Source organism: Arthrobacter sp. V1I9 (assembly GCF_030817075.1).
Taxonomy (GTDB): domain Bacteria; phylum Actinomycetota; class Actinomycetes; order Actinomycetales; family Micrococcaceae; genus Arthrobacter.
In genome coordinates, this window is record NZ_JAUSYU010000001.1 from 802,355 (window position 1) to 823,048 (window position 20,694).

At 64.3% G+C, this 20,694-nt stretch carries 16 protein-coding genes; 4 read left to right on the forward strand and 12 right to left on the reverse strand.

The genetic code is table 11. The annotated features are described in order from the left end of the window. Positions 1 to 248: 248 nt before the first annotated feature. The 6 genes from QFZ70_RS03810 to QFZ70_RS03835 form a co-directional block, all read right to left on the reverse strand. On the reverse strand, positions 249 to 1,556 hold the full coding sequence (locus tag QFZ70_RS03810) for a glycoside hydrolase family 26 protein (RefSeq protein WP_307094168.1): 1,308 nt from the start codon (positions 1,554 to 1,556) through the stop codon (positions 249 to 251). A 331-nt stretch (positions 1,557 to 1,887) separates the two neighbouring features. After that, complete coding sequence (opgC, locus tag QFZ70_RS03815) at positions 1,888 to 4,371, reverse strand: OpgC domain-containing protein (RefSeq protein WP_307094169.1); 2,484 nt, start codon at positions 4,369 to 4,371, stop codon at positions 1,888 to 1,890. A gap of 452 nt (positions 4,372 to 4,823) precedes the next feature. Continuing rightward, entirely contained in the window at positions 4,824 to 5,675 is an 852-nt protein-coding gene (locus QFZ70_RS03820) for a CAP domain-containing protein (RefSeq protein ID WP_307094170.1), read from the reverse strand. A 105-nt stretch (positions 5,676 to 5,780) separates the two neighbouring features. Continuing rightward, positions 5,781 to 6,458, reverse strand: a complete 678-nt coding sequence (locus QFZ70_RS03825; RefSeq protein ID WP_307094171.1) for a spherulation-specific family 4 protein — start codon at positions 6,456 to 6,458, stop codon at positions 5,781 to 5,783. A gap of 493 nt (positions 6,459 to 6,951) precedes the next feature. After that, complete coding sequence (locus tag QFZ70_RS03830) at positions 6,952 to 7,101, reverse strand: hypothetical protein (RefSeq protein WP_307094172.1); 150 nt, start codon at positions 7,099 to 7,101, stop codon at positions 6,952 to 6,954. 269 nt (positions 7,102 to 7,370) lie between these two features. Beyond that, complete coding sequence (locus QFZ70_RS03835; RefSeq protein WP_307094173.1) at positions 7,371 to 7,622, reverse strand: hypothetical protein; 252 nt, start codon at positions 7,620 to 7,622, stop codon at positions 7,371 to 7,373. A 199-nt stretch (positions 7,623 to 7,821) separates the two neighbouring features. Here QFZ70_RS03835 and QFZ70_RS03840 point away from each other — a divergent pair, with 199 nt between their 5' ends. Next, positions 7,822 to 8,313, forward strand: a complete 492-nt coding sequence (locus tag QFZ70_RS03840) for an Hpt domain-containing protein (RefSeq protein WP_307094174.1) — start codon at positions 7,822 to 7,824, stop codon at positions 8,311 to 8,313. Between the two features lie 63 nt (positions 8,314 to 8,376). Here the strand turns inward: QFZ70_RS03840 and QFZ70_RS03845 are convergent, their stop codons facing one another. Continuing rightward, complete coding sequence (locus tag QFZ70_RS03845) at positions 8,377 to 9,189, reverse strand: GAF and ANTAR domain-containing protein (protein WP_307094175.1); 813 nt, start codon at positions 9,187 to 9,189, stop codon at positions 8,377 to 8,379. Between the two features lie 123 nt (positions 9,190 to 9,312). Further along, on the reverse strand, positions 9,313 to 10,062 hold the full coding sequence (locus QFZ70_RS03850) for an SDR family oxidoreductase (RefSeq protein ID WP_307094176.1): 750 nt from the start codon (positions 10,060 to 10,062) through the stop codon (positions 9,313 to 9,315). A 176-nt stretch (positions 10,063 to 10,238) separates the two neighbouring features. Here QFZ70_RS03850 and QFZ70_RS03855 point away from each other — a divergent pair, with 176 nt between their 5' ends. Next, the gene (locus QFZ70_RS03855; RefSeq protein WP_307094177.1) at positions 10,239 to 10,970 is read left to right on the forward strand and encodes a GAF domain-containing protein; all 732 of its coding nucleotides are present in this window, start codon (positions 10,239 to 10,241) and stop codon (positions 10,968 to 10,970) included. 79 nt (positions 10,971 to 11,049) lie between these two features. Here the strand turns inward: QFZ70_RS03855 and QFZ70_RS03860 are convergent, their stop codons facing one another. Both QFZ70_RS03860 and QFZ70_RS03865 read right to left on the reverse strand, forming a co-directional pair. Beyond that, positions 11,050 to 13,206 carry a VCBS repeat-containing protein gene (locus tag QFZ70_RS03860; protein WP_307094178.1) on the reverse strand — a complete coding sequence of 719 codons (2,157 nt, stop codon included), beginning with the start codon at positions 13,204 to 13,206 and terminating at the stop codon, positions 11,050 to 11,052. Positions 13,207 to 13,415: 209 nt separating this feature from the next. Continuing rightward, positions 13,416 to 14,597: an acyltransferase gene (locus QFZ70_RS03865; protein WP_307094179.1), complete on the reverse strand. Its 1,182-nt coding sequence runs from the start codon at positions 14,595 to 14,597 to the stop codon at positions 13,416 to 13,418. 444 nt (positions 14,598 to 15,041) lie between these two features. Here QFZ70_RS03865 and QFZ70_RS03870 point away from each other — a divergent pair, with 444 nt between their 5' ends. Both QFZ70_RS03870 and QFZ70_RS03875 read left to right on the forward strand, forming a co-directional pair. Then, positions 15,042 to 18,218, forward strand: a complete 3,177-nt coding sequence (locus QFZ70_RS03870) for a chitobiase/beta-hexosaminidase C-terminal domain-containing protein (RefSeq protein WP_307094180.1) — start codon at positions 15,042 to 15,044, stop codon at positions 18,216 to 18,218. Between the two features lie 579 nt (positions 18,219 to 18,797). Further along, entirely contained in the window at positions 18,798 to 19,535 is a 738-nt protein-coding gene (locus QFZ70_RS03875; protein ID WP_307094181.1) for a hypothetical protein, read from the forward strand. Between the two features lie 267 nt (positions 19,536 to 19,802). Here the strand turns inward: QFZ70_RS03875 and QFZ70_RS03880 are convergent, their stop codons facing one another. Beyond that, positions 19,803 to 20,453 (reverse strand): metalloregulator ArsR/SmtB family transcription factor, encoded by a 651-nt coding sequence (locus tag QFZ70_RS03880; RefSeq protein ID WP_307094182.1) that lies wholly within the window; start codon positions 20,451 to 20,453, stop codon positions 19,803 to 19,805. A gap of 54 nt (positions 20,454 to 20,507) precedes the next feature. Continuing rightward, positions 20,508 to 20,675: a hypothetical protein gene (locus tag QFZ70_RS03885; RefSeq protein WP_307094183.1), complete on the reverse strand. Its 168-nt coding sequence runs from the start codon at positions 20,673 to 20,675 to the stop codon at positions 20,508 to 20,510. Positions 20,676 to 20,694: the final 19 nt, after the last annotated feature.

The window sequence follows — 20,694 nt, forward strand, 5'->3', positions numbered from 1 at the left end:
CGGTGTCATCTCTCCTTGGTTTGCTGCAGCGTGAAACTGCCTGCGCGCCTGTCTGCGGGTGGAACTGCACTGTGGCCCCGCTGATGTGCGCAGGTGCGTGCTGGGGTTCCTCCGCGATCCTACCCAAGCATGAGGGAACTGCGATGCTTTAGAGCAAAGTGAGACAGGATGAAGAGTGCTTCTTAGTTCTGGTCGGGTCGTGTCCACCCGCTGGTAATGGTTGAGCCGACGGACACGACCCAGCAGTTTTAGTTTCTGGCGGCCAGGGCGGTGGCCAGTGCGTTTGTCGACGTGGTGGTGCTGTTGATCCGCCAGTCGACTTCCTTGTTGTGGTGGAACCAGACGAAGCCGGTGACGTCGGGCTGGGCTGCGAGATATGAGACCAAGGCGGTGTTCCAGTTGGCCTTGGACCCTCCGGCTTCGGCGGACGCTGTTTCAGCGATGATGATTGGCTTGCCCGGGGCGAGGCTGCGAAGAGCTGTCAGGCCTTCACCGAACAATGCCGACGGTGAGGTCCAGGAGCTCCAGGAAACTGCGGTTCCCCAGTTATACCCGTCAAGGGCAACGACGTCGACATAGCCAGCGCCGGGATAGAGCCCGGTAAGGGGGGTGGATCCCCAGTACGGGACGTTGGGGCTCCAGACCCAGGAGACATTCGTGGCACCGGTCGCGGCCACCACGTCATGGACGTGGCGCCACGCCGCGGCGTAATCTCCGGCGCCGTTTCCGTTGCTGGCTTCGGCCCAGGGGTACCAGTTTCCGTTCATCTCGTGGGCGAACCTCAGCATCACCGGTTTGCCCCAGGTGGCCAGCGCGCTGCCCCACTGCTTGATGTAGGGATCGAAGTCTCCGGCGGTAATCCGGTCCAGGGCGTATGCCGGCTGGTTAGCGCCGTTGCCACTCCAAAGCCATGGCTCCCACGTGATGAGGCTGGTCGCGCCGCGCGCGTGGACCGCGTTCAGGTCAGCAATCGGTGCGGCCTGGCCGAAGTCCTTGTACGACATAACGATCGACGGGTTCTCGTTGACCATGGTGGCGACGGCGTTGAGCTCGCTTGCCGCCTGGGGACCACCCGGTGTTGAGACGCCGAAGCGCAGCTGGTCGGTACTGATCGGGGGCGTCGCCGTTCTTGTCGCGGTCTGGGTTTGAGCCGCCATGGTCAGGGGAACAGCGCCGTCGGAGGTTTCTTGACCGGCGGTGAGGGAGGCTGGGCTGTACGTCACGGCGTACGGCGCCGATGCGGACGACTTCCCGGCCTTCGCGGTCACCGCAACCGTTGCTGAGGACGTCGGTGCAATAGTCACTGCTGTGCTGAAGGAGCCCTTGGCGTCAACGCTGAAGGGAACACTCGCGGATCCGGCTGTCACGGTACCGGAGGCCTGGCGGGTGAAACCAGAACCGGTCACCGTGACAGATGCTCCGGCCGGGCCGGCAGCAGCACTTAGCTTGATACCCGCCTGGCCAGCGGCCTCCGCGGGTATAGTCACCCCGGACATCACGGCCACAGACGCGACCAGGCCTGACACGACCAGCCGGACAAAACGTTTCCTAAGCACAAACACTCCCTAGCATCAGCGATGCGCCCCAACAAGGGGCGCGTGGTTGCGGTCCTGATGGCTGCCGGGACCGCTTTGATGGCGGCGTCCTACGAAGGCCACCAAGGCCCCCGTGTCCCGTCCTTCCGGTTACGGATGCAACGGTCAAAGGGGCTGCCAAACCCATGGTTCCAAAGAGGCCCAGCCAAACGACGATTCCAGCGGAGAACCTCGACAAGTCCTGCGCAGTTCCTGCGCAAGCTCCCTTGGCTTAGCCGCCGGGCTGGAGCGGGCCACAGGGCCTACCGCTTCGCCGTGCGCCCGGTTTGGGAGGGACTCCTGTTATGCGGGTCTAGCGGGGGATTATACGGAACAGGAACCGGGTCCTGACCATGGTCCACAACAGGCCCAGAAGCAGCACGTAGACGGCGGTGTTGAGCCAGATATCTCCCTGCCGGAGAGCCGGGATGTTGGCAGCGGCGAGGATGAGGAACACGTGGAGGATGAAGACGTAAAGGGTGGCCTGGCCTAGGGGAACGAGGAACCAGCCCAAGGCCCGCTCCAGGGGTTTCCAGTAGGCGCTTAGCAGGGCGTATCCGGTGATGATTACCAGCAGCACGTTCAGCAGCCGGCCCGGTCCCAGGTAGGTGCGGCCGAAAAAGCTGTCATAGACGGTACGGAAGGTGTGCTCGGGAAGCAGTGCCAGTCTCACGTCATAGGCGTTGGAAAAGTACGGGCTGCTCCAGGAAAAAACCGCGAGGGTCACTGTCAGGAGCACGCACGCCCACAGCAGCGCCCGGCGGCGTGGGTGGGAGAGCCAGGCGACGATTTGGCGGCGGTAGTAGCCGGCGATCATGCCCAGGACGAACAATATTTGCCAGACCAGCAGGGGAAAGGAGTCCTCGAACTGGGCGGGCACCAACCGGAACCGGGTGACGGTGCCTACGGCGTAGAACCCGACGCTTACAACGAGCACCAGCCAAGCGAAGCCACGGCTGAGGGCCATCAGCACCAGTGGACTCAGTGCCAGCAGGATTACGTACAGCCCCATGACGTTGAACTGCCAAGGCCCCACCTGCAAGAGAAACAACGCTGGGACGAGCTGGGCGGGGAACGGGAACTGGAACAACGCCTCCATGCCGGCGTAGAGGTCATAGACGGTGCCGGCGCCCCCTGCACCGGCTGCTCCTGTGCCCTGATCCGTGAATGTGGTGACAGCCGTGGCGTTGAGGAACGGCAGGCGGCTTAGGACAAGAACGAGCAGCACCACGGTAAGGGCGGTGAGGTAAAGCTTCCACGCCCGTGCACTGGTGCGGGATACCACCTCCCCCACACGGTCCTTGGTCCGTGGGCCGTACACCAGGCCCAAGACGGCCCCGGATAGCAGTACAAACAGCTCAGCGCCTGAAACAACTCCGATGGTTTCCTGGGTTAGCAGCTGGAACAACGAGGTGAGCCCGACGTGGTTGATGACGACGAAGATGATCGCGACCCCTCGAAGCATGTCGATGCGCGTGTCGCGCGGGGAAGTACCCGGGTAGGCCCACCGCCGCACTGGCCGCCACAGGGGCAACAGGCACAAGGCCAGTGCTGCGACTAGCACACTCACAGCAGCGGTCCACGCGGCGGATCCACCCAGCACAGTGCCCGTAGCGGACGGCGCCACCCCGTCCAAGGTGGACTGCTTGATGACGGGACCGGTCAGTAGGGCACTGGCTTGCACCTGTTCGGTGAAAGCAGCAGTCAGCTCCGGCTGGGCCGTGGCCCTCCAGTCCACGCTGACCGCACCGTCCTGGCGGTGTTCGATGGTTTCGTTCCACACCACGGCCCCAATATGGTCATAACCATTGCCGGGCGCGGCAAGGACCTGGTTCCACCAGGAAGACTTGATGTCCTCCTCAGACGCGCCCTGAATATCGGGGCTGTAGAAGGCGGCTGTCTCCACCATCAGCGGCTTGTCACGGCCGGTTGCGTAGGCGGTGTAGAAGTCCTCTGCGGCAGGGGGGCCTGTTGAGGACGTGGGGCCGAGCAGTGTCTCGAACTCCCCAGGCGCGGGCACCGTGTTACGCACCGAAGTCCCGTCGGTACCGTCGGTGTCATCGTGGTACGCGGACAGACCAACCCAATCCACGACGTCGTCCCCGGGATAGTAGGGGGTGTAGGCGTCGTCGTCGAAGTTCCACACCCCGTTGCCGTCGGTGTCCAGGGCCCCGAGGGCCCCGCCGGTGGGTGCGGTGGCAGACGGGTCCCGGAAGGGGTAGTCCTCAGCTGAGGTTGGGGACCACACCAGCACCGCATCCTCGAGCTTGTCGTCCAACGCAGCCGCGAGCACCCGGAACGCCTCCCGGTAGGCTTCGGGCTGTTGTCCCCACGGCACCCAGGGGGCGTTCATCTGGGGGCCGAAGCGCACGAACACTTTGCCCTCGTAACCCTTAGCGGCATCGGCTAACTGGGCTGCGAGGGCAGCGGCCCGAGAGGTGTCTACGTCCGTCAGCGGGACTTCGGGACGGATGGTGAGCAAAGCGTGAACGCCCTCGGCTGCGACCTGACCAAAATAGCCGCGCAGGTGGCCCTGCTCCTGCTCACTCATCGGTAGAGGCACTGATTGCCCGTAGAGCGCTGCCGGCACCCCGAAGCGCTCCGCGTGTCCGGCAGCGGAATCTGTTGCCCAGTCCAACAACGCCCCTAGATAAGGCTCCCGGTCCGACGGCGGGGTGGTTTCGGTCTGTTCTGCAGCTCCGGCGGGCGCCGGCACCATGAGGAGCAGCGCCATCAGCAACGGAACGAGCACGGCCAGCATTGCTGGGGGCGGGAACCGCCGGAGGGTGGGCCTCATGTTCTCCCTAAGGATCGGTCTCAGTAAGTACTATCCTGCCCTGTCCTGGGCCCCTGCAGATCATCGCCGGATAAGGCACCCAGTGCCAGGCTGTTTTGCTGGTCGATCGGCGCGTTGAACTGCGGCATGAATCAACACCACTTCATCCCGGGTTGCGACGTTTGTGAGGAGCCGTCCAAGCTGCTGCCAATCACCCAAGCCAAGTATTCCGTTTCCTAGAGACAAGTACCGCAATACGCGGGTGAACGGGTTTGAACCTGGCTACAGTGAAGCATGGCGCAGGTTTTAGCCCGTAAGCACGGGTGACGCAGACGGCCAAGCCGATGCATGTAACGCTGCCGGCCGCCGACGGCCAGCACTCCGATTGTCCTCATCAGTTCGTGGGACGCTGCGACGCGTGCAGCTCGCTGGAGACAAGGAACGACGGCGGTCAGCCGCCGTCGTTCCTTTGCTTACTTCGCGTAGGTGGCGAAGTTTTGGGTGGCAACCAACTGCGCACCGTACGGGGAACCGGCGGAGAGCCGGGCCGAACCGAAGCCAAAGTCGGTCAGCTCGGCGTTGAGCATGTTGGCGTTGTGGCCCGGGGAGGCCTTCCACGCGGCAAAGAGCGCATCGGCGTCGGCGTTCACGGCGATGTTCTCCGCGGCACGGGTCCAGCCGGACGGGATCTGCGCGCTCGCGTCCGGGTTGTGCCGGAAGCCGGCGCGGCCCTGGGAGTTGATGTCCCTCATCATGGTGGTCGACCAGTTCTGTGCCACGGTTTCGAGCCCGGTGTTGTAGCGCAGCGCGGTGCGGCCGTTGGCCACCCGGTATTGATTGATGAGCTCGAAGGACCGCAGGGCCACGGCGTTGGACGGCGTGTCGCCGACGGCGGGAGCCGCGGGAGCCGGTGCCGCCGGAGCCGGGGCGGGCGCAGCCGGCGCAGCGCGTACCGGGGCCGGAGCCGAGGGGGCTGCCACTGCGGGGGCGGGCGCGGCGGGAGCGGGAACTTTAGCCGGGGCGGGGGTAGGCTTTGCGGGAGCCGGCGCCTGAGCCGGGGTCGCGGGAGCGGGAGCCTTGGCTGGGGCCGGGGCAGACTTTGCGGGAACAGCAGCGGGAGACGACGTCGTCGGAGCGGCTGCAGGAGCGGATTTTGACGGAGACGGTGCAGCCGTCCGGGCCGTGGCAGTTGCGGAAGGCTTCGCAGAAGACGGGGCTTGGGCGTTGGCGGTGATCCAGTTCCACCAGCCGAGGGGCCAGGAAGTGGCGCCGGCGGGAGCGGAAGCGCCGACGAGCAGCCCGCCGGCCAGAGCGAGGGTGAGCATGGGGGCAAGGATAGGTCTCTTGTCTTTTAGCACTCGAAGAACAGTACTGACGTTCACGCCACACTGCACATTGAGTGATGTTGCTCACTCCGGCAAAAGCAACTCCTACTTCGTGGCTGCGTCCAGCTGGCCGGACCAGTACCGGGGGAGGCGGTCATATGGATTCGGGGCGTCGTCGTCGGTCACGTAAATCTTGTCAGCTCCCTGCTGGCGGGCGCGGTCCACCACGCCGCCGAACTGGTCCTGCGGGGCATCAATGACAATGTGCCACACCTCGGTGTCTGTCTCCGCCTGAAGCCAGTCCTGGGGTGTCCGCGTGCTGAAGTAATGATCCGCTGAATCCTCGAACGTCACGATGGCATCCGCGTACTCGAAGTAGCCACGGTCGGGGATGAGCCCAGGGTTGAGCACCACCTTGCCGCCGGCTCCGTGGATCGCGGCGGAGTAGTCGGCATAGGTGCCCACCTCCTCTGGAACGGCTGCTGCTTCGTCCAGGAAGATGTTGTCGACGCCGTACCACTCACGCCACCGGTCGATTTCAGAGTAGACCTCCTTGGCGTCACGTTCGCCCCAGCCTGTAGAGACATAGCCCAGGACCCTGACACCGGCATCGCGCAGGGTCCCGATCAGCTGTACGTACGGTTCGTGCACTACCTCCCCGGGTCCGCTGTCGGCATTGACGATGACATCGCGGACCCGCGGAGCGGCCTCGATGATGGACTGCCAGTATCTGGAGTCGCTCGGATCGACGTAGCCGGGGACGGCGACGCTCAGATTGTCCAATTCGATGGTCGGGGCCGGCGGTGGATTAGGGCCTACCACGCCGCAGCCAGCCACTAGGCAAAGCACGGCAGAGGCCAAAAGGGCGGCACCCGATCGACATGCCGTGAGCCGTACGTTGCCGGCAGTAGTGCTGGTGTTGGGCATCTTCGCGGTCCAATCCGTCTCGTCTGTCTGCTGGCAGATAGGCGAGCAGCATAACCCCGCCGCCCTGAGAAAAACTTGTGAAGCTGAACCCGCCGGTTAACAAGCGGTGAAGCGGCGTCCGCCGTCGTACGAAAAATTTCTCAGTAGAACCCCTTTACGAGCCCCGGGGCAATTTACTAAAGTCTGTTCTTGTCATAGTCCGGATGGGCGCTAGGGGGCGTCCGGGAAGGGGGAGTGCATCACCGCTGACCTATACCAGAAGACAATTGACCACTACGCAGAAAGCCCCTCCTAGGAGGGGCTTTCCTTTGTCCCGGGGTTTTTGCCCACCCGGGATTTTGCAGCATGTTTAGCTGTTGCCGGTGTGCACGATGCTGTCGCTGTCTTGTTCACTTGCGGGGGCGTCTGCGAGGCCGGCGGGTGTGAGGTCAAGGTCCTCAAGCCCGGCCAGGTGGATGTGCCCGTCTTTGGGCCCGGTGGTGTTGTTGATGAAAGTCATGTTCTGGGTATTCCTTTGCTCTGTCCTGGGTTCGAATAATAGCCCGGGTAGGGCTGCGACGTGATCCGCGGTGGTGTCCATAACGCGTGAGAAGCGGCACTGCGAACAGCGGACGGCGACGGCGAGTGTCCCGCTTTGCCTGCCTCTGACGGCCGGGAATTCAGCCACGAGGTGCAGGTCGGTGTCACAGCTTGCGCACCACGGGCGTTTCCCGCGGGGCTGGTGGACGTCCCAGGGAACGTACGTGTCCGTTGGCGTCGTCAATATGCTCAGACCAGGGCCGGGTAGCTGGTCAGGATGTAATCCGCAGCAGCCGGTCCGGTCATGCGCAGCGGGTTTCCCGGATCTACCAGTTTTGCCATCGCGTCCCAGAAGGCGTGCTCCGCCTGTGGTGTTTCCTGGGGTACGTTGCACCAGCTGGTGTACAGGCCATAGAAGGCGTCCCGGCTGAGCGTAGTGCCGGTTTCGGGGTCTTGGTAGGTGGCTTCGGTGAGGAATCGATCGAACTGTGATTGCGCCATTGCGGCTCTTCTCAGCAGGGTGCAGTAATCCGCCGTGGGCTACAGCAGCCAAGCTCGATGTCCTGCACGGGACAACAAGCGAACCACCAGCTTATCAGGGCCCTCGCGCTCTTCCGGACCAAAAGAGACCTTGGACCGTTAGGAAACCTCAAGGTTCGGTCGCAGGGTTCCCCCAGCATCCATTCCGTACCGTCCAAGCATGACCACCACCACCACTTCACTGCACAAGGCCAGCTGCCCCCAGCCGGGCGCGACGTCAGGCTGGATAAGCGCCCCAAGTTCCCCCACGCCCCTCTTGGACCACGCGGTGCTGGAGAGATTGCGCGAGGACCTCAGTGAGTACGATGTCTGGAGGGTGTTTGTCCAGAACTTCATCACGGCCCTGCCGCTGAGGATCGAAAAGGTTCGTGTCGCGTTGACTACCGGCGATGCCGATGGGGCCATGGATGCTGTCCTCAGCCTCAAGACGGCCAGCCAGATGGTGGGCGCCGAACGGCTCGCGGCCCTGGCCGCTGACCTTGAGGCGGCCCAGCGTGAGGGGATCCGGGTTGCCGATCCGGCTGTTGCCCTTCCCCGGCTCGCCGTGGACTACCTGCACCGGATCAAGCAACGTGCCGGACAAACGTCCTACGCCCTGCGGACGCACCTGGATACAGCCCGGCAACCGCGGACCATCAACAGCCAGCCCTAGCTGTGGGAACTGGCATGCCGCTGCCGTGCTTCGCGTAGTGCGCGGGCACGTCGCCCGCCGTGATCAGACCTCGAACCGGGTCCCCGGGGCGCCGCTTGGAAGATTGGCCAGGAATCCCTCGGCCACCTCGCGCACCTGCAGGCCCCGGCGGGTTGAGGCGCCGGCCAGCATGTTGAACGCGTCCGGATAGGAACAGCGGTTCCGGCCCATGATCACGCCGCAGGCCACGTCGATGGAGGTCCGGCTTTCCAGGACGGCCTTCAAATTGTCCCCGGCTGCACGGGCGCTCCGGACCTCAAGGGCCACCCTCAGGCTTTTCCCCGCCACACCCGCCAACCACGTTGCCTGGATGACCGCTTCGGGTACGAACCGGACCTCCGGCGGGGCAAAGAACGCCAGCGCGCAGGACATTCCGGCGTCGAGCCGGACCGGAGCGGCGAGGACCTCGCCGTAGCCGGCGTCGAGGCACCGCCGCCGGTAATCCTGCCACCACAGGGGAGTGCCGCCGTCGGCCTCCACAACAACGGGACTGCCTGCCTCCATCGCCTGGGCAAGGGGACCGTCGTCGAGATCCTCCTCAACTCCCGCAAGGGCAGCTGCCCGGCCGTTGTTGGCCGCCCGGATCGGAGCGCCCTGCGGCGGGGTGAGGGTAGCGGCGCAGTCGATCTGGACCCCGATGTACCCCGTGAGGGCCACTGCCGCGGTCTCGGCCAGCCGCCGCAAGGAGTCAACGTCGGTCGCTGCGCCCGTGACCAGGTCCAGCAGGAACCCGGACGGCTCATGCCACGGCTCCAAGCCGGCGGAGCCCGGCGTCGCCCGCCTTCCGCCGTCGGCCTTCAGGGCCGTGCTGCTGGTGTCCGCCACATCTACCGTCACCGTCACGCCCCTTTCGAACCTCGCCCGCGCAAGAATTCGCGAACTGCACTTCGAATCTAGGGTGGGGCCGCCGGGGAGGGCACGAGTAGCGGGTACTCGAATTTCCCCCGCCCCCTGCTGGGGCTACTTGTTGTGGTGCGTTTCCAGCCACTCCTGGAACGTCTGGCGTCCGACGTCGGCACCCGCCTTGGGAATCAGCCCGCCCTTCCGCATGGCCTTGCCCATGCGGCCGGGAACATTCAACTGCACGATGCGCTTCCGCTTGCCCGTCTTCTGCAGGTAGGCGCGGACCAGGTCGGCAAGTTTTTCGGCGCGGGGCCCGCCGAGATCGGGGAGGCGCCCCTTGGGTCCTGCCTCTGCGGCGTTGACCAGGGCCTCGGCGACTTCCCGGGCAGCCACCGGCTGGGTGAACATGTTGGGGACCAGAACCAGCGGCCCGGCCGAGGCGGCTTTGACCACCATCGGTACAAACTCGTGGAACTGCGTGGACCGCAGGAGGGACCAGGGAATGCCGCCGTGCCTGACTTCGTCCTCCTGCACCAGCTTGCCCGCGTACAGTCCCGAGGTGGCTTTGTCGATCCCCACGATGGATAGCGCCACATGGTGGCGGACGCCCGCCTTCTTCTCCGCCGCCAGCAGGTTCTGGGTGGCGTTGGTGTAGAAATCCACTGCCTTTTTGGTGGACATGGTCTCGACGCCGGAAACGTCAATCACAGTCTCCGTGCCCTCGAGTGCCTGGTCCAGGCCGCGGCCGTTCACCAGGTCCACACCCTCCGAACGGCTCAGGCTGACGGCGTGGTGACCGCGCTGGCGCGCTATCTCGACGACGTGGCGCCCCACGGTACCGGTTCCCCCTGCAACGGCAATCCTCATGCAAGAAATCCTATGAGGAGTTGAGGACAAAGTGGGCAATGACTCCATTGCAAGTTTCCGAAACGCGGGCTTTTCGGGAGGGCGGGGTAGCCTTGGGGGTGAAGTAATAAGTAGCCTTAGTAAGTGGCTTCCGCAGCTGCGGAAAGCTTGGTTCGTGAAGCGCAATTTGGTTGGAGATGGACGGTGTGGATGAAGAGACGGAGCGGCGGCTTGAGCTCGCTGCCACGATTGGTTTAGATCCCCGGAAACTATTGCCTGCTAATCGCGGCCGTTCCCAGTGGTCGGAGTTCGAGTTGGACGCCTACCTTCATGGGGCCCTGGCCCGGCCGAAGCTTGAACCCTTCCAGGGTGCAGACAAGCCTGCCAGCCCGAAAAAGACCCGTGAGCGTGCGGTCTCAGCACTGGGGGCGGCGGGGAGCTTCCTGCTGACTCCTGAACGTGCAGAGGCGGAACGCCTGGAGTCACTGCGGGAGACGGACCTTCTTCACAGCGGCGCGGAGGAAAGTTTTGACCGGATCGTGGCTGCCGCCCGGAAATACTTCAACGTTGGTGCTGCGTCGATGTCACTGATCGCCGAAGACGCCCAGTACTTCAAATCGGTCTTCGGGCCTCTCCGCGAAGAGACTCCCCGGCAGATTGCGCTCTGCACGGCAACTGTGGAACGCAACTCCATGCTGATCATCAACGACACATTCAAGGACCGCCGTTTCGCGTCCAATCCGCTGGTTGTGGGGGAGCCCCATATCCGCTTTTACGCCGGGTACCCCTTGCACGGGCCGCGCGGCTGGAACATCGGAACCCTGTGCATTATCGACCACAAACCCCGGGCCTTCCCGCCATCCGAGCAGCAGGTACTCCGTACCCTCGCGGCCATCGTGCAGAGCTATATCGACGCACAGATCTCATAGCCAGAGAGCAGACACAACTACCGCCCGCGTACTGATGTACGCGGGCGGTAGTTGCAGTGGTCAGGCTGAGGCAGTTGCCTTAGCTGAGTGCGTTCATGACGTTCCAGCCGCCGCCCACCCGGAGCCGGTTGGGGAACGTGCCGGCGCCGTTGCCCAGGTAGGACCAGAGAACTCCGCTGGTGTCGCGGGCCACGAGGTCGTCACGTCCGTCGCCGTTGAGGTCTGCAGCGCCGCTAATGGCGTTCATGGTGTTCCAGCCTGCGCCTGCACTGACCCGGGTGGGGAAGGTGCCGGCGCCGCTGCCCATGTAGGACCAGAGGACTCCGCTGGCGTCCCGTGCAACCAGGTCGGCCTTGCCGTCCCGGTTGAGGTCACCGGCGGCGCTGACCGCCAAGGCGCCCCAACCTGCGCCGGCGCTGAGGCGGGACGGGAAGGTGCCGTTGTTGTTGCCGGCGTAGCTCCACAGGACACCCTGGGAGTCGGTGGCCAGCAAGTCATTCCGTCCGTCACCCGTAACATCATTGGCTGCGCTGATGTTCTTCATGGTGTTCCAGCCTGCCCCAACGCGAACCCTGGTGGGGAAGGTGCCAGAGCCGGTGCCGCGGTAGGTCCACAACACTCCGCTGGAGTCCCGGGCCACGATGTCAGCACGGCCGTCACCGGTGAGGTCGCCGGTTGCGCTGATGGAGTTCATGACGTTCCAGCCGGCGCCGACCCTGATCCGGTTGGGGAAGCTGCCTGCGCCGTTTCCGAGGTAGGTCCACAGCACTCCGCTGGAGTCGCGTGCCACGAGATCAGCGCGCCCGTCACCGTTGAAGTCCTTCATGACGCTGGTGACGCCTGTGCCCGTACCGATTTGGACGTTCCGGTTGGCGACAAGGCCAGTGTTTCCGGCCGTGTCCGTCGCGCGGACGCTGAAGGTGAAGAAGCCGTTGAACTGGGCGTCCCAGGTCTTCGGTGACGAGCAGGTGGGGTCCCAGTCGGCGTTGGTGGGCAGCAACCTGCATTCGTACCGTGCCTGCGGATCAGGGCTGCTGAAGTACAGCGTCGGAGTGTTGTCCGCGCTGGGCGTGGACGGGAACGGAGCCGTCACTGACGCCGCAGGCGCCGTCGTGTCCACGGTGAAGGTGAGTGTGCCGGAGGTCAGGGCTCCGGCGCGGGCCTGGACGGTGTGGCGTCCCTGGGCAAGCGGTGCCAGCTTCACGGAGTACGTGGAACCGGTAACCGTTGCTGCCTGGGCTGCGCCGCCGTTGACCACTACCTCAACCGGCCCTGTCACACCCGCCGGCAGGGTGCCGGACAGGGTCGGGGCGGTCACGTTGGTGACGTTGTCCGCTGAGGAGCGGCCACTGTCGCTGGCTGCGGCCAGGTCCGGCGTCGAGGGACCGCCTTCGGTGTCCGTGGCGATGAGGCCCTGGACGGTAAAGGTGCTGACCGTCATCGTGTCAACGCCTGGTCCACCGGCGTCGGGTCCGTCAACCCGGACGAAGTTATTGCCCGAGGGAGCGCCAGTGACGGGCCGCGCGGTGTTGATGTCGCCGATGGTGCCGGCAGCTGCACCGACCTGCGTAAGGAACGTGGCTGTTGAACCGGCGCGGTAATCTCCCAGGAAGCCGGCGCCGACGCCTGCCCAGTCGCAGGCCGTCGTCTCGTTGGGGGCGCAAGCGCCCTGGTCGAGGGTCTGGTTGATTTCCCCGAGGTTGTCGGCCGCGAAGGTGTGGACCCCGTACGGGTGGGTGATGGTGTAGGTCTGTCCGGCCTGAAGCCCGTCCAGCCGGAACCGCAGCCGGCCGAAGCCCATCTGATCGCCGTTGATCACGGCTTCGTTGGCATGTGCTGCTTCGAGAGCGGCTTCATACAGGGCCAGGTTGCCGCTGGAGGCCTCAGCTGCGAACCAGAAGGCTTCGTCAGGGAAGTTGTCCGGGTAGGAAGCAGGCAGGTCTGGGTTGGGCGGCTCCACAAGGCATCCCTTCCCTGCTTCGTAGCAGAGCTGCAGCCGGACGTTCCCGTCCGAATACCAGGTGGGAAACCCGTTTGTCGGATCCACGGGCCCCATGCCGGCTGTGGCAGCGCTGCCTGGCAGGGCAGCGAGCGGTGCAAGCGATGCGGCCAGCAGCGCGCCGGAGACCACGGCGGCAAGACGGCGGGCGGTTGTGGTCATTGGCTGGCGGGCTGTCCGGCGGGCGCGGCGCGCTCCGTCTGGCATCTCGGGCCGGTCAACAGAATTGGAAAACATCGTGACTCCTCAGATGGACACTCGATTGGTGGCCCCCAGTAGCTTCAAGGCCAGGCCGAGAATGGAATCCCCGCCACCGTCAGAGTGGCGGATCCACCTTGGGTATATCTCGGCAAAAACCCTGCATTCCTGGTTCCGGCCCTGGTCAGAGGGCCGCGCAACCCCAGGTTTTTACAAGAACTGCCGAACCATGCCCGTGGCAGTGGACGTTATCTGTCCGGCCAGAGCCGCGGGCTCCGTTTAGCGGCCACGTCCTCGGCCCAGCCCACAGTGAGGAACACGACGGCGAGGAGCAGCCAGATGCCGGCGAACAGGGTCCACTCGCTCTCCAGCAGCCAGGGTAGGGCCTCGGCAATCTGCTCGTTGTTGTAGAGCCTGTCGACAATTGCGTAACAGACCGAGAGCAGCAGGGTATGCCAGAGATAGATGGTGACGGCCCTGTTGTTGATCAGCGTGACTGGCTTGTCGAGGATCCTGACCGGCCGGGGCAACGACTTCCAGGACGGGGAGACCCGCAGGAGCATCGCACAGAACCCCAGGGCCCACAGGCCATCAGCCCCGGGAATGTTGTTCAGGTCCCAGCCCGCCTCCTCAAGGTGGGGTGCGGCCCAAAGGAAACCGAGGACCATCATCACTGCTCCGGCTGAGAACACGATCCATCGGGGGATACTGCGCAGCGCTCCGGAGTGGAGGGCGAAGCCAAGAATCCAGCAGGAGCCGTAGGTGGCAAAGTCGGTGACGCCGCTGTCCGCCCAGTCGGGCAGCGTCACCCACTCAGCGGCGACGGGCACCATGATTCCGAGCGGCGCCGCCAGCGTAATCCATGGCCGCCGGCGGAACGCCGCGAGCAGCAGGGGAGACAAAAGCATGAACCAGAAATAGGCACGGATGTACCAGAGGATGACTCCAGCTTCGTGGGCCCACAGGCTGTCAACCAGGCCTTCCTCGGAGCCAATGCTCGCCGGGAAGGGCGGGTCACCGAGCGGGAAGAACCACAGCAGGGTTTCGGGCCAGGAGCGGCCCTCTTCCTGGTCCGGGCTCCAGCCTTGCCAGAACAGAAGAACCAGAACTGTGGCGCTGTAGATCCACAGGGGCAGCAACAGGCGCCGGGTCCGGCTTTTCAGGACACTCATGGCAGGCCGCTGGAGGGAGCGGGCCATCAGGGATCCCGCGAGGGCGAACATGACGCCCATGGAAGGGAAAACCAGAGTCAGCCAGGCCACGCCGGAAAACGTATGGTAGGCGACAATCCGGACCAGGGCGATCGCGCGCAGCAGGTCAAGGTACCGGTCGCGCCCGGAATGGTCCGGGGTGGCATGGTTCGGTCCTGGAACACGTCCAGCTGTGGCTGCCGGCGGTGCGGGACTGGGGCTGATTGTCGGTTTCTGCATGCACCTGGTCCCTTTGCTGTTGCCTGCAACCCGTGAACGGCGGCGCGCAGGAGACCCTACCGTCAACCGTGCTCGACGTTAGCAGCTGCCGCTTCCGACGGCGCCAGTACCGAGTACTCGAATGTTGGGAGCCAGGCCTACGTGCTACTCGGGTACCTCCTCAAGGTATTCGTAAGGTCCCCTCGGCACAGTGGCTCCGGGGCAGGTCTCATTCTCTGCCCCGCCCGGCAGCAGTCTCGCTCGTCGGGGGATCAGGAATTAACGGGGGAGACAATCATGAATTTGGACGGTACACGCACTGCAGCGGGGGGCACCCCCCGCACGAGCAGGATGTGGAGGGGGACCGGAATTGCTGCCTCGGCGGTTGTGCTCTTGTCCACATTCAGTCCACTGCCTGCCGGGGCCGCGCCCCAACCCGCACTACTTCCAGCCGCTGTATCGGGAATGGAGGGAAGCGTCGGACCAGTCAACCCCGAAACCGGCTACCCGTACTGGTACGGGGACAAGAACGGCCTTCGACTGGAATTGTGCCTCGACGACGTCAATGCGTGCCCCGTTGTCGGGGCAGGCTACGACCCGACCCTGCCGCCGGCGATTCCCGGAAACTTCCCGGACGAGTCCTTCTGGTGGTCCGCCGAGGCATCGCTGACGTTGCCTAACGGTCAGGACGCCCGCCTCATCATGGCCCAGGAAGCGGCGTTCGGAGGGGCAGGGGAAATTATTCAAGGACAACAGGCTGCTTTCGCCCGGATGCGGATCCGGATGGACGATATGACCCCAAACGCGACCTACAAGGCGACCACGCCATACGGCGTCTACGAAGTCACTGCGGATGATCGCGGAAGGGTGCGCTTCACCGAGGACATCGGCTGCCTGCAGCAGCCCTGCACCTGGGATGAGCCACTTTCCGGCAGCTGGGGTCCGTTCCTCCGGTGGGATACGCCCGTGCCCGAGGCCAATGCAGGATCCATTGCTGACCCCAACGTTGCGCACACTGTTACCGGCAGCCCTTTCGATACGAACTTCTTCCGCATTGAGGGCCCCGGCATCCCAACACCGGCCGAAACGGATCTTTTTGCGGTGCAGGGCAAGATCGCCACCGTCCGCGCCGGAGTGGACAAGCCCGGTGGCACTTACAACCAGGCATTGACGGTCAACATCCAGGCGTCCTTCCCCGACGAGGCGAAGATTGTGTACACAACCGACGGCTCAGACCCGGTGGTCGCCGAGGACGGCTCCGTCGGCCACGGAGAAGTGTGGGAGCCTTCAGCAAATGACACCGACGTTGCTCCAGTGTCGCTCGCTACCCCGGGTACGACGGTACTGAAGTACATGGCCGTCAGCCTCACCGAACCGTCCCAGCGCACGGAAATCCGCAGCGAGACCTACAACCTCGATGCGACAAGCCCCTGGATCGACGCAACACCTGACGCCACGGCGCCCAATTACGCGGGTCCACAGGAAGTAACCCTCACCGGAACCACCGCGGACGGTGCGGGACCGGCAACTGTGTACTACACGCTCGATGGTTCCGAACCGACCTACGACAACGGGGATGCCACCGGTTCAACCAAAAAGTACGACGGCACTCCCATCACGGTGGGCAGCACCACGCTCATCCGGGCTATGTCCGTCAACGGGGAAGGCACTGCCGGAGAAATTCGGAACTTCCGGTACGCCATCCACAACCTGAAAGCCATCGGTCCGGTAGTCCAAGGGGGCCACGGATATCCCTCGTGGCTGGAAGATAACACCGGAGTTCAACTGGACCTGTGCCTCGACGACCCGCTGTGCCCGATCATCGAGGAACTGCCATTACCGGAAAACGACCCATCGTTCCCTGACAATTTCCCTGGTGAATCGTTCTGGTGGGCCGCTGAGGCCTTCCTGCCCGTCGACGGGGAAGAGGTGCGACTGACCCTCGCGCTTGAGGCCGCCTTCAGCGGTGAGGCGGTTGTCCCCGGAGACGAGGTTGCCTTCGGGCGTATCCGTGTCCGCGGTAACGACGTGTTTGAGGTTGGCTCGACCTACCAGATCATCCATCCCTACGGGACCTTTGAGGTAATCGCCGATGACACCGGCAGCCTTCGCTACACGGAGGACCTCGGCAGCATGAACGGCAACGGCAACTTCACGCCGTTGCTCGAGCAGAAGGTCGGACCGTTCCTGAGGTGGACTGAGGGAGCGCCTGAGGGTTACCTCGGTGACGGTTCCACACCTCACGCAGTTACGGGCAGCCCGTACAACACCAACTCCTTCGAGATCCGGCATGTGAAGGACCCGGCGGGCGAACCGGTCAACAGAAGCCTGGGCACAACCACGGACTTCGTGGTTCAGGGCCGCACAGTCGGTGCCACGCCTCCGGAAGCCCCGACAGTCGTGGCAAGCACTGCGGGCGGTACGTTCAATGAAACCCAGGCCGTTACGCTTAGCGCCACTCCCGCCGGTGCACAGATCTTCTTCACCACGGACGGTTCAGAACCCACCGCGGAGGACGGAACCCCCTACACCGGCGAGATCGCCGTTGAAGAGGGAACCACCACCCTGAAATTCATCGCGGTGAATGAGGGTGTGCCCTCGGCGGTCGTCACTGAGGTGTACACAGTGGACTCGATAGCTCCGGAGCTGACCACAACCACCCCGGGCGGTACCTTCACGGCAGCCACGACGGCGGCCCTCTCCGCCAGCGAGGGCGCAGCCATCCGGTTCACCACCGACGGCACCGATCCCACGGTAAGCAGCACGCTGTACACCGAACCCATTGCCATCGCTCAGACCACGACGCTTCGTGCGATCGCGGTGGACGCTGCCGGCAACATCAGCCCGCTGGGACAGTGGGAGTTTGTCATCAACGCACCGGCCGGCCTCGACAGGCACGACTTCAGCGGTGACGGGAACCCTGATGCGCTGGCCCGGGATGGTTCGGGCAAGCTGTGGCTGTACCCCGGGGACGGTGCAGGGAAGTGGCTGCCCAGGGTGTACCTCGGTGCGGGTTGGAACGTCATGACCAGCATTGTTGGCCCGGGTGACTTCAACGGTGACGGCAAGGCCGATGTGCTGGCCCGGGATGGTTCGGGCAAGCAGTGGCTGTACCCCGGCAACGGTGCAGGCAAGTGGCTGCCCAGGGTTTACCTCGGTGCGGGTTGGAACGTCATGACCAGCATTGTTGGTCCGGGTGACTTCAACGGTGACGGCAACGTCGATGTGCTGGCCCGGGATGGTTCGGGCAAGCAGTGGCTGTACCCCGGAAACGGTGCAGGCAAGTGGCTGCCCAGGGTTTACCTCGGTGCGGGTTGGAACGTCATGACCAGCATTGTTGGTCCGGGTGACTTCAACGGTGACGGCAACGTCGATGTGCTGGCCCGGGATGGTTTGGGCAAGCAGTGGCTGTACCCCGGAAACGGTGCAGGCAAGTGGCTGCCCAGGGTTTACCTCGGTGCCGGTTGGAACGTCATGACCAGCATTGTTGGTCCGGGTGACTTCAACGGTGACGGCAACGTCGACGTGTTGGCCCGGGATGGTTCCGGCAAGCTGTGGCTGTACCCCGGAAACGGTGCAGGCAAGTGGCTGCCCAGGGTTTACCTCGGTGCCGGTTGGAACGTCATGACCAGCATCCTCTAACCCCTCCCACTATGGAGCGATCCTGCTCCAACACACGCAGAGAGGCCTCCCACGCCAGCCGGCGTGGGAGGCCTTCCCTGTGGAACCTTGTTCACGCTGCGAAATGAATTCTGGCGTTTGCGTCCAAACGCGGCCTGCTCTCTGCCGCCACGGTCGCAACCTGGTCCGGGCTCAACGCCCGCTCACCCGGTCTATACGCCCTTCAGCCGGGGCGCAACCGGCGTGGGCGGTGGCCTCCAGCTGGTCGAGGCTAGCCCGTTCAACACCGTGTGGTGCTCCCTGAAAGGGATCAGGAGATAAGCGGGCACTGCGCATGGAGGAAGTTACATCCATCAGGGCAGCTAGGAATTTCCTTGTGGGCCTCGCGGTAAAGCTTCTCAAGATTTCCTTAAGGCCGAGGCGTCAATCTGTCCTTAGCTGGCTGGGGAGTTAGGCCCCCATAACTCATTCCGGTCAGCGCCGGGCTTGGCGTCGGACCCCAGATGCGATGCCAAGCCCGGCCAGGTCTCCCGCTCCAAGACGTGAATAGCCCACCCCGTGCCGCGCGTCGATGGAGCGCTCACGGATTGGATTGCGGAAATGCCCATCACCAGCAACGTCGCTTGGGACGAACGACTCGAGGCCTTCAAGGGCAGGGACACAGCTCAGTACGTCGAGACGGTCAAGGCCACTGCCAGCCGCTGCGCAGCCTGCCGGCTACCCCTTGGCCCCGGAGCGGCGTTGTCACTGATGGTCTTCATCACCGAAGGATCCGGTTCGGACGGCATGTCGTCGCTGACTTTCGATCCTGTTGTCTGTCATCTGCAGTGCCAGGCACCCGGGCTGAGTATGCGTGAGGCCATTGGACTGGTGGAAGGCGTGATCTCCGTGGGTGCACGGTTGGTCCTTAGCCGGGGAGGGGCGGGGACGGCCACCATTCCCGTGCTGGCCTACACCCTGGTACCCAACGTTGTTATTGGGGAACCGGGCGGGGAGATGACATCCGCGCTGGTGTCGCTCCTGCTGAACCACGGATTTCAGATGTCTTCCAGTGCCCGCTACAGCGACATCCTGGAGCGGGCTGTCCCTGCCGGGAACACCTGCATCTGCACCGTGGCCGACGGGGGAGCAGTCCAACTGCATGTTGACGGACTCCTGATGTGTTCCCAGCAGCTGGACAGAAAGAACCCCAATGATGCCGCCTGGCTGCAGGCCGCCGGCACAGGGCGTGTCCTGGTCATCAGCGGCGACAACCTGACGTTCGCGGAAACTGGCCTTGAGCTGGCCGCAGCTGCCCGCCTCGGCACACTCGTCTCGGGCTTCGTCCCGGCCCAATAACGCCTATCAAGCAAAGGGGAGCGGAGGGGACCACGCTGTCCCCTCCGCACCTACTCCGCACCAGAAGCCCCCATGCCAAGGGAAACCCTTGACCCCTGGTGCGACTTCTCCGAAGTCCACACCGCGGAGAAGTCTGTTGACGGATAGACGTTTTCGTCAATTCCGTACGTTCGAGTGTGATCCCTGCCACGGGGAGAGGTCAAGCAGTTGGCGGAATAAGACGCCCGTTCAGAGCGGCCGGGCAGGCGCTGGGGTGACAAGCAAAGGTCAGGCCCGGCGCGGTTCCTGCGGTTTGCGAAGTTCCGCGTCGGCCGCCTCACGAAGTGTCAGGTTACGCTCGTTTGCGGTCATGATGAGCTGCCAGGCGGCTGCGTCCCTGCTGCAGCCGCTTCGTGCAGCTATCGCTTCACATGCATCCTCTATCAGGGAACGCGATGCCAAGGTGGCCTCCAAAGCCGAGACCTGCTCGTTTGAAAAGGCAGTCTGGGACGGCCCGTCCGACCGGGAGACGGGGTCAGCCCCGGGCGTGCGGCGCGGGTTGGACCAGGAGGAGACGCCAGCTCGGCCGACGCTGGCCACGGACGCAACCGCCCTGGCTTGCAGCAGGGACCGGGCAACGGCTAACAGGTCTGCCGCTTCCGGGTGTTCGAGCCGATAGACAAGCCGGCCGTCCGAACGCAGGCACTGAATCAGGTGCTGCCCCCGCATTTGCGTCAGGTGCCGGGACAGGTGCGAAGGCTTTACCCCGGTGCCCTCGCAGAGCTCGGGAATTGATGACTCGCCGCGGCTGAGCAGCTCCAGGATCTGCGCCCTGACCGGATGGGCAATGGCTTTGAACAACTCAGCCGCAGCAGACATCGACGGCCCGGCCGCGCCCTGGGGAAGCGCCGGACTCTCCGAAATGCGTTGGCTCTTCATCCCTGCCTTCCCTTCAGCCGGCATGCACAACCTTAGGTTGTTGGTTTTTTCCCATCAGCGGGGGATGCGGCGTCCCCTGAAGCGGGTCAGTAGCAGAAGGACAACAGCTACGATCAACAGCACCGGAGCCACCCCCATGAGGAAGCCCAGCGCTTCGACGGCCAAGCCCACAATGAGGAGGACCACGGCGACGGCGACAATCACCAGGACTAGCGCTTTCATCAATTACACCCTTCGACCA

What these genes read in the sequence shown, in the direction of transcription:
- opgC (WP_307094169.1), bottom strand. Translation starts at nt 4,371, where the DNA reads ATGAGGCCCACCCTCCGGCGGTTCCCGCCCCCAGCAATGCTGGCCGTG.
- QFZ70_RS03820 (WP_307094170.1), bottom strand. Translation starts at nt 5,675, where the DNA reads ATGCTCACCCTCGCTCTGGCCGGCGGGCTGCTCGTCGGCGCTTCCGCT.
- QFZ70_RS03830 (WP_307094172.1), bottom strand. Translation starts at nt 7,101, where the DNA reads ATGACTTTCATCAACAACACCACCGGGCCCAAAGACGGGCACATCCAC.
- QFZ70_RS03835 (WP_307094173.1), bottom strand. Translation starts at nt 7,622, where the DNA reads ATGGCGCAATCACAGTTCGATCGATTCCTCACCGAAGCCACCTACCAA.
- QFZ70_RS03840 (WP_307094174.1), top strand. Translation starts at nt 7,822, where the DNA reads ATGACCACCACCACCACTTCACTGCACAAGGCCAGCTGCCCCCAGCCG.
- QFZ70_RS03850 (WP_307094176.1), bottom strand. Translation starts at nt 10,062, where the DNA reads ATGAGGATTGCCGTTGCAGGGGGAACCGGTACCGTGGGGCGCCACGTC.
- QFZ70_RS03855 (WP_307094177.1), top strand. Translation starts at nt 10,239, where the DNA reads ATGGACGGTGTGGATGAAGAGACGGAGCGGCGGCTTGAGCTCGCTGCC.
- QFZ70_RS03860 (WP_307094178.1), bottom strand. Translation starts at nt 13,206, where the DNA reads ATGTTTTCCAATTCTGTTGACCGGCCCGAGATGCCAGACGGAGCGCGC.
- QFZ70_RS03865 (WP_307094179.1), bottom strand. Translation starts at nt 14,597, where the DNA reads ATGCAGAAACCGACAATCAGCCCCAGTCCCGCACCGCCGGCAGCCACA.
- QFZ70_RS03870 (WP_307094180.1), top strand. Translation starts at nt 15,042, where the DNA reads ATGGAGGGAAGCGTCGGACCAGTCAACCCCGAAACCGGCTACCCGTAC.
- QFZ70_RS03875 (WP_307094181.1), top strand. Translation starts at nt 18,798, where the DNA reads ATGCCCATCACCAGCAACGTCGCTTGGGACGAACGACTCGAGGCCTTC.
- QFZ70_RS03880 (WP_307094182.1), bottom strand. Translation starts at nt 20,453, where the DNA reads ATGAAGAGCCAACGCATTTCGGAGAGTCCGGCGCTTCCCCAGGGCGCG.
- QFZ70_RS03885 (WP_307094183.1), bottom strand. Translation starts at nt 20,675, where the DNA reads ATGAAAGCGCTAGTCCTGGTGATTGTCGCCGTCGCCGTGGTCCTCCTC.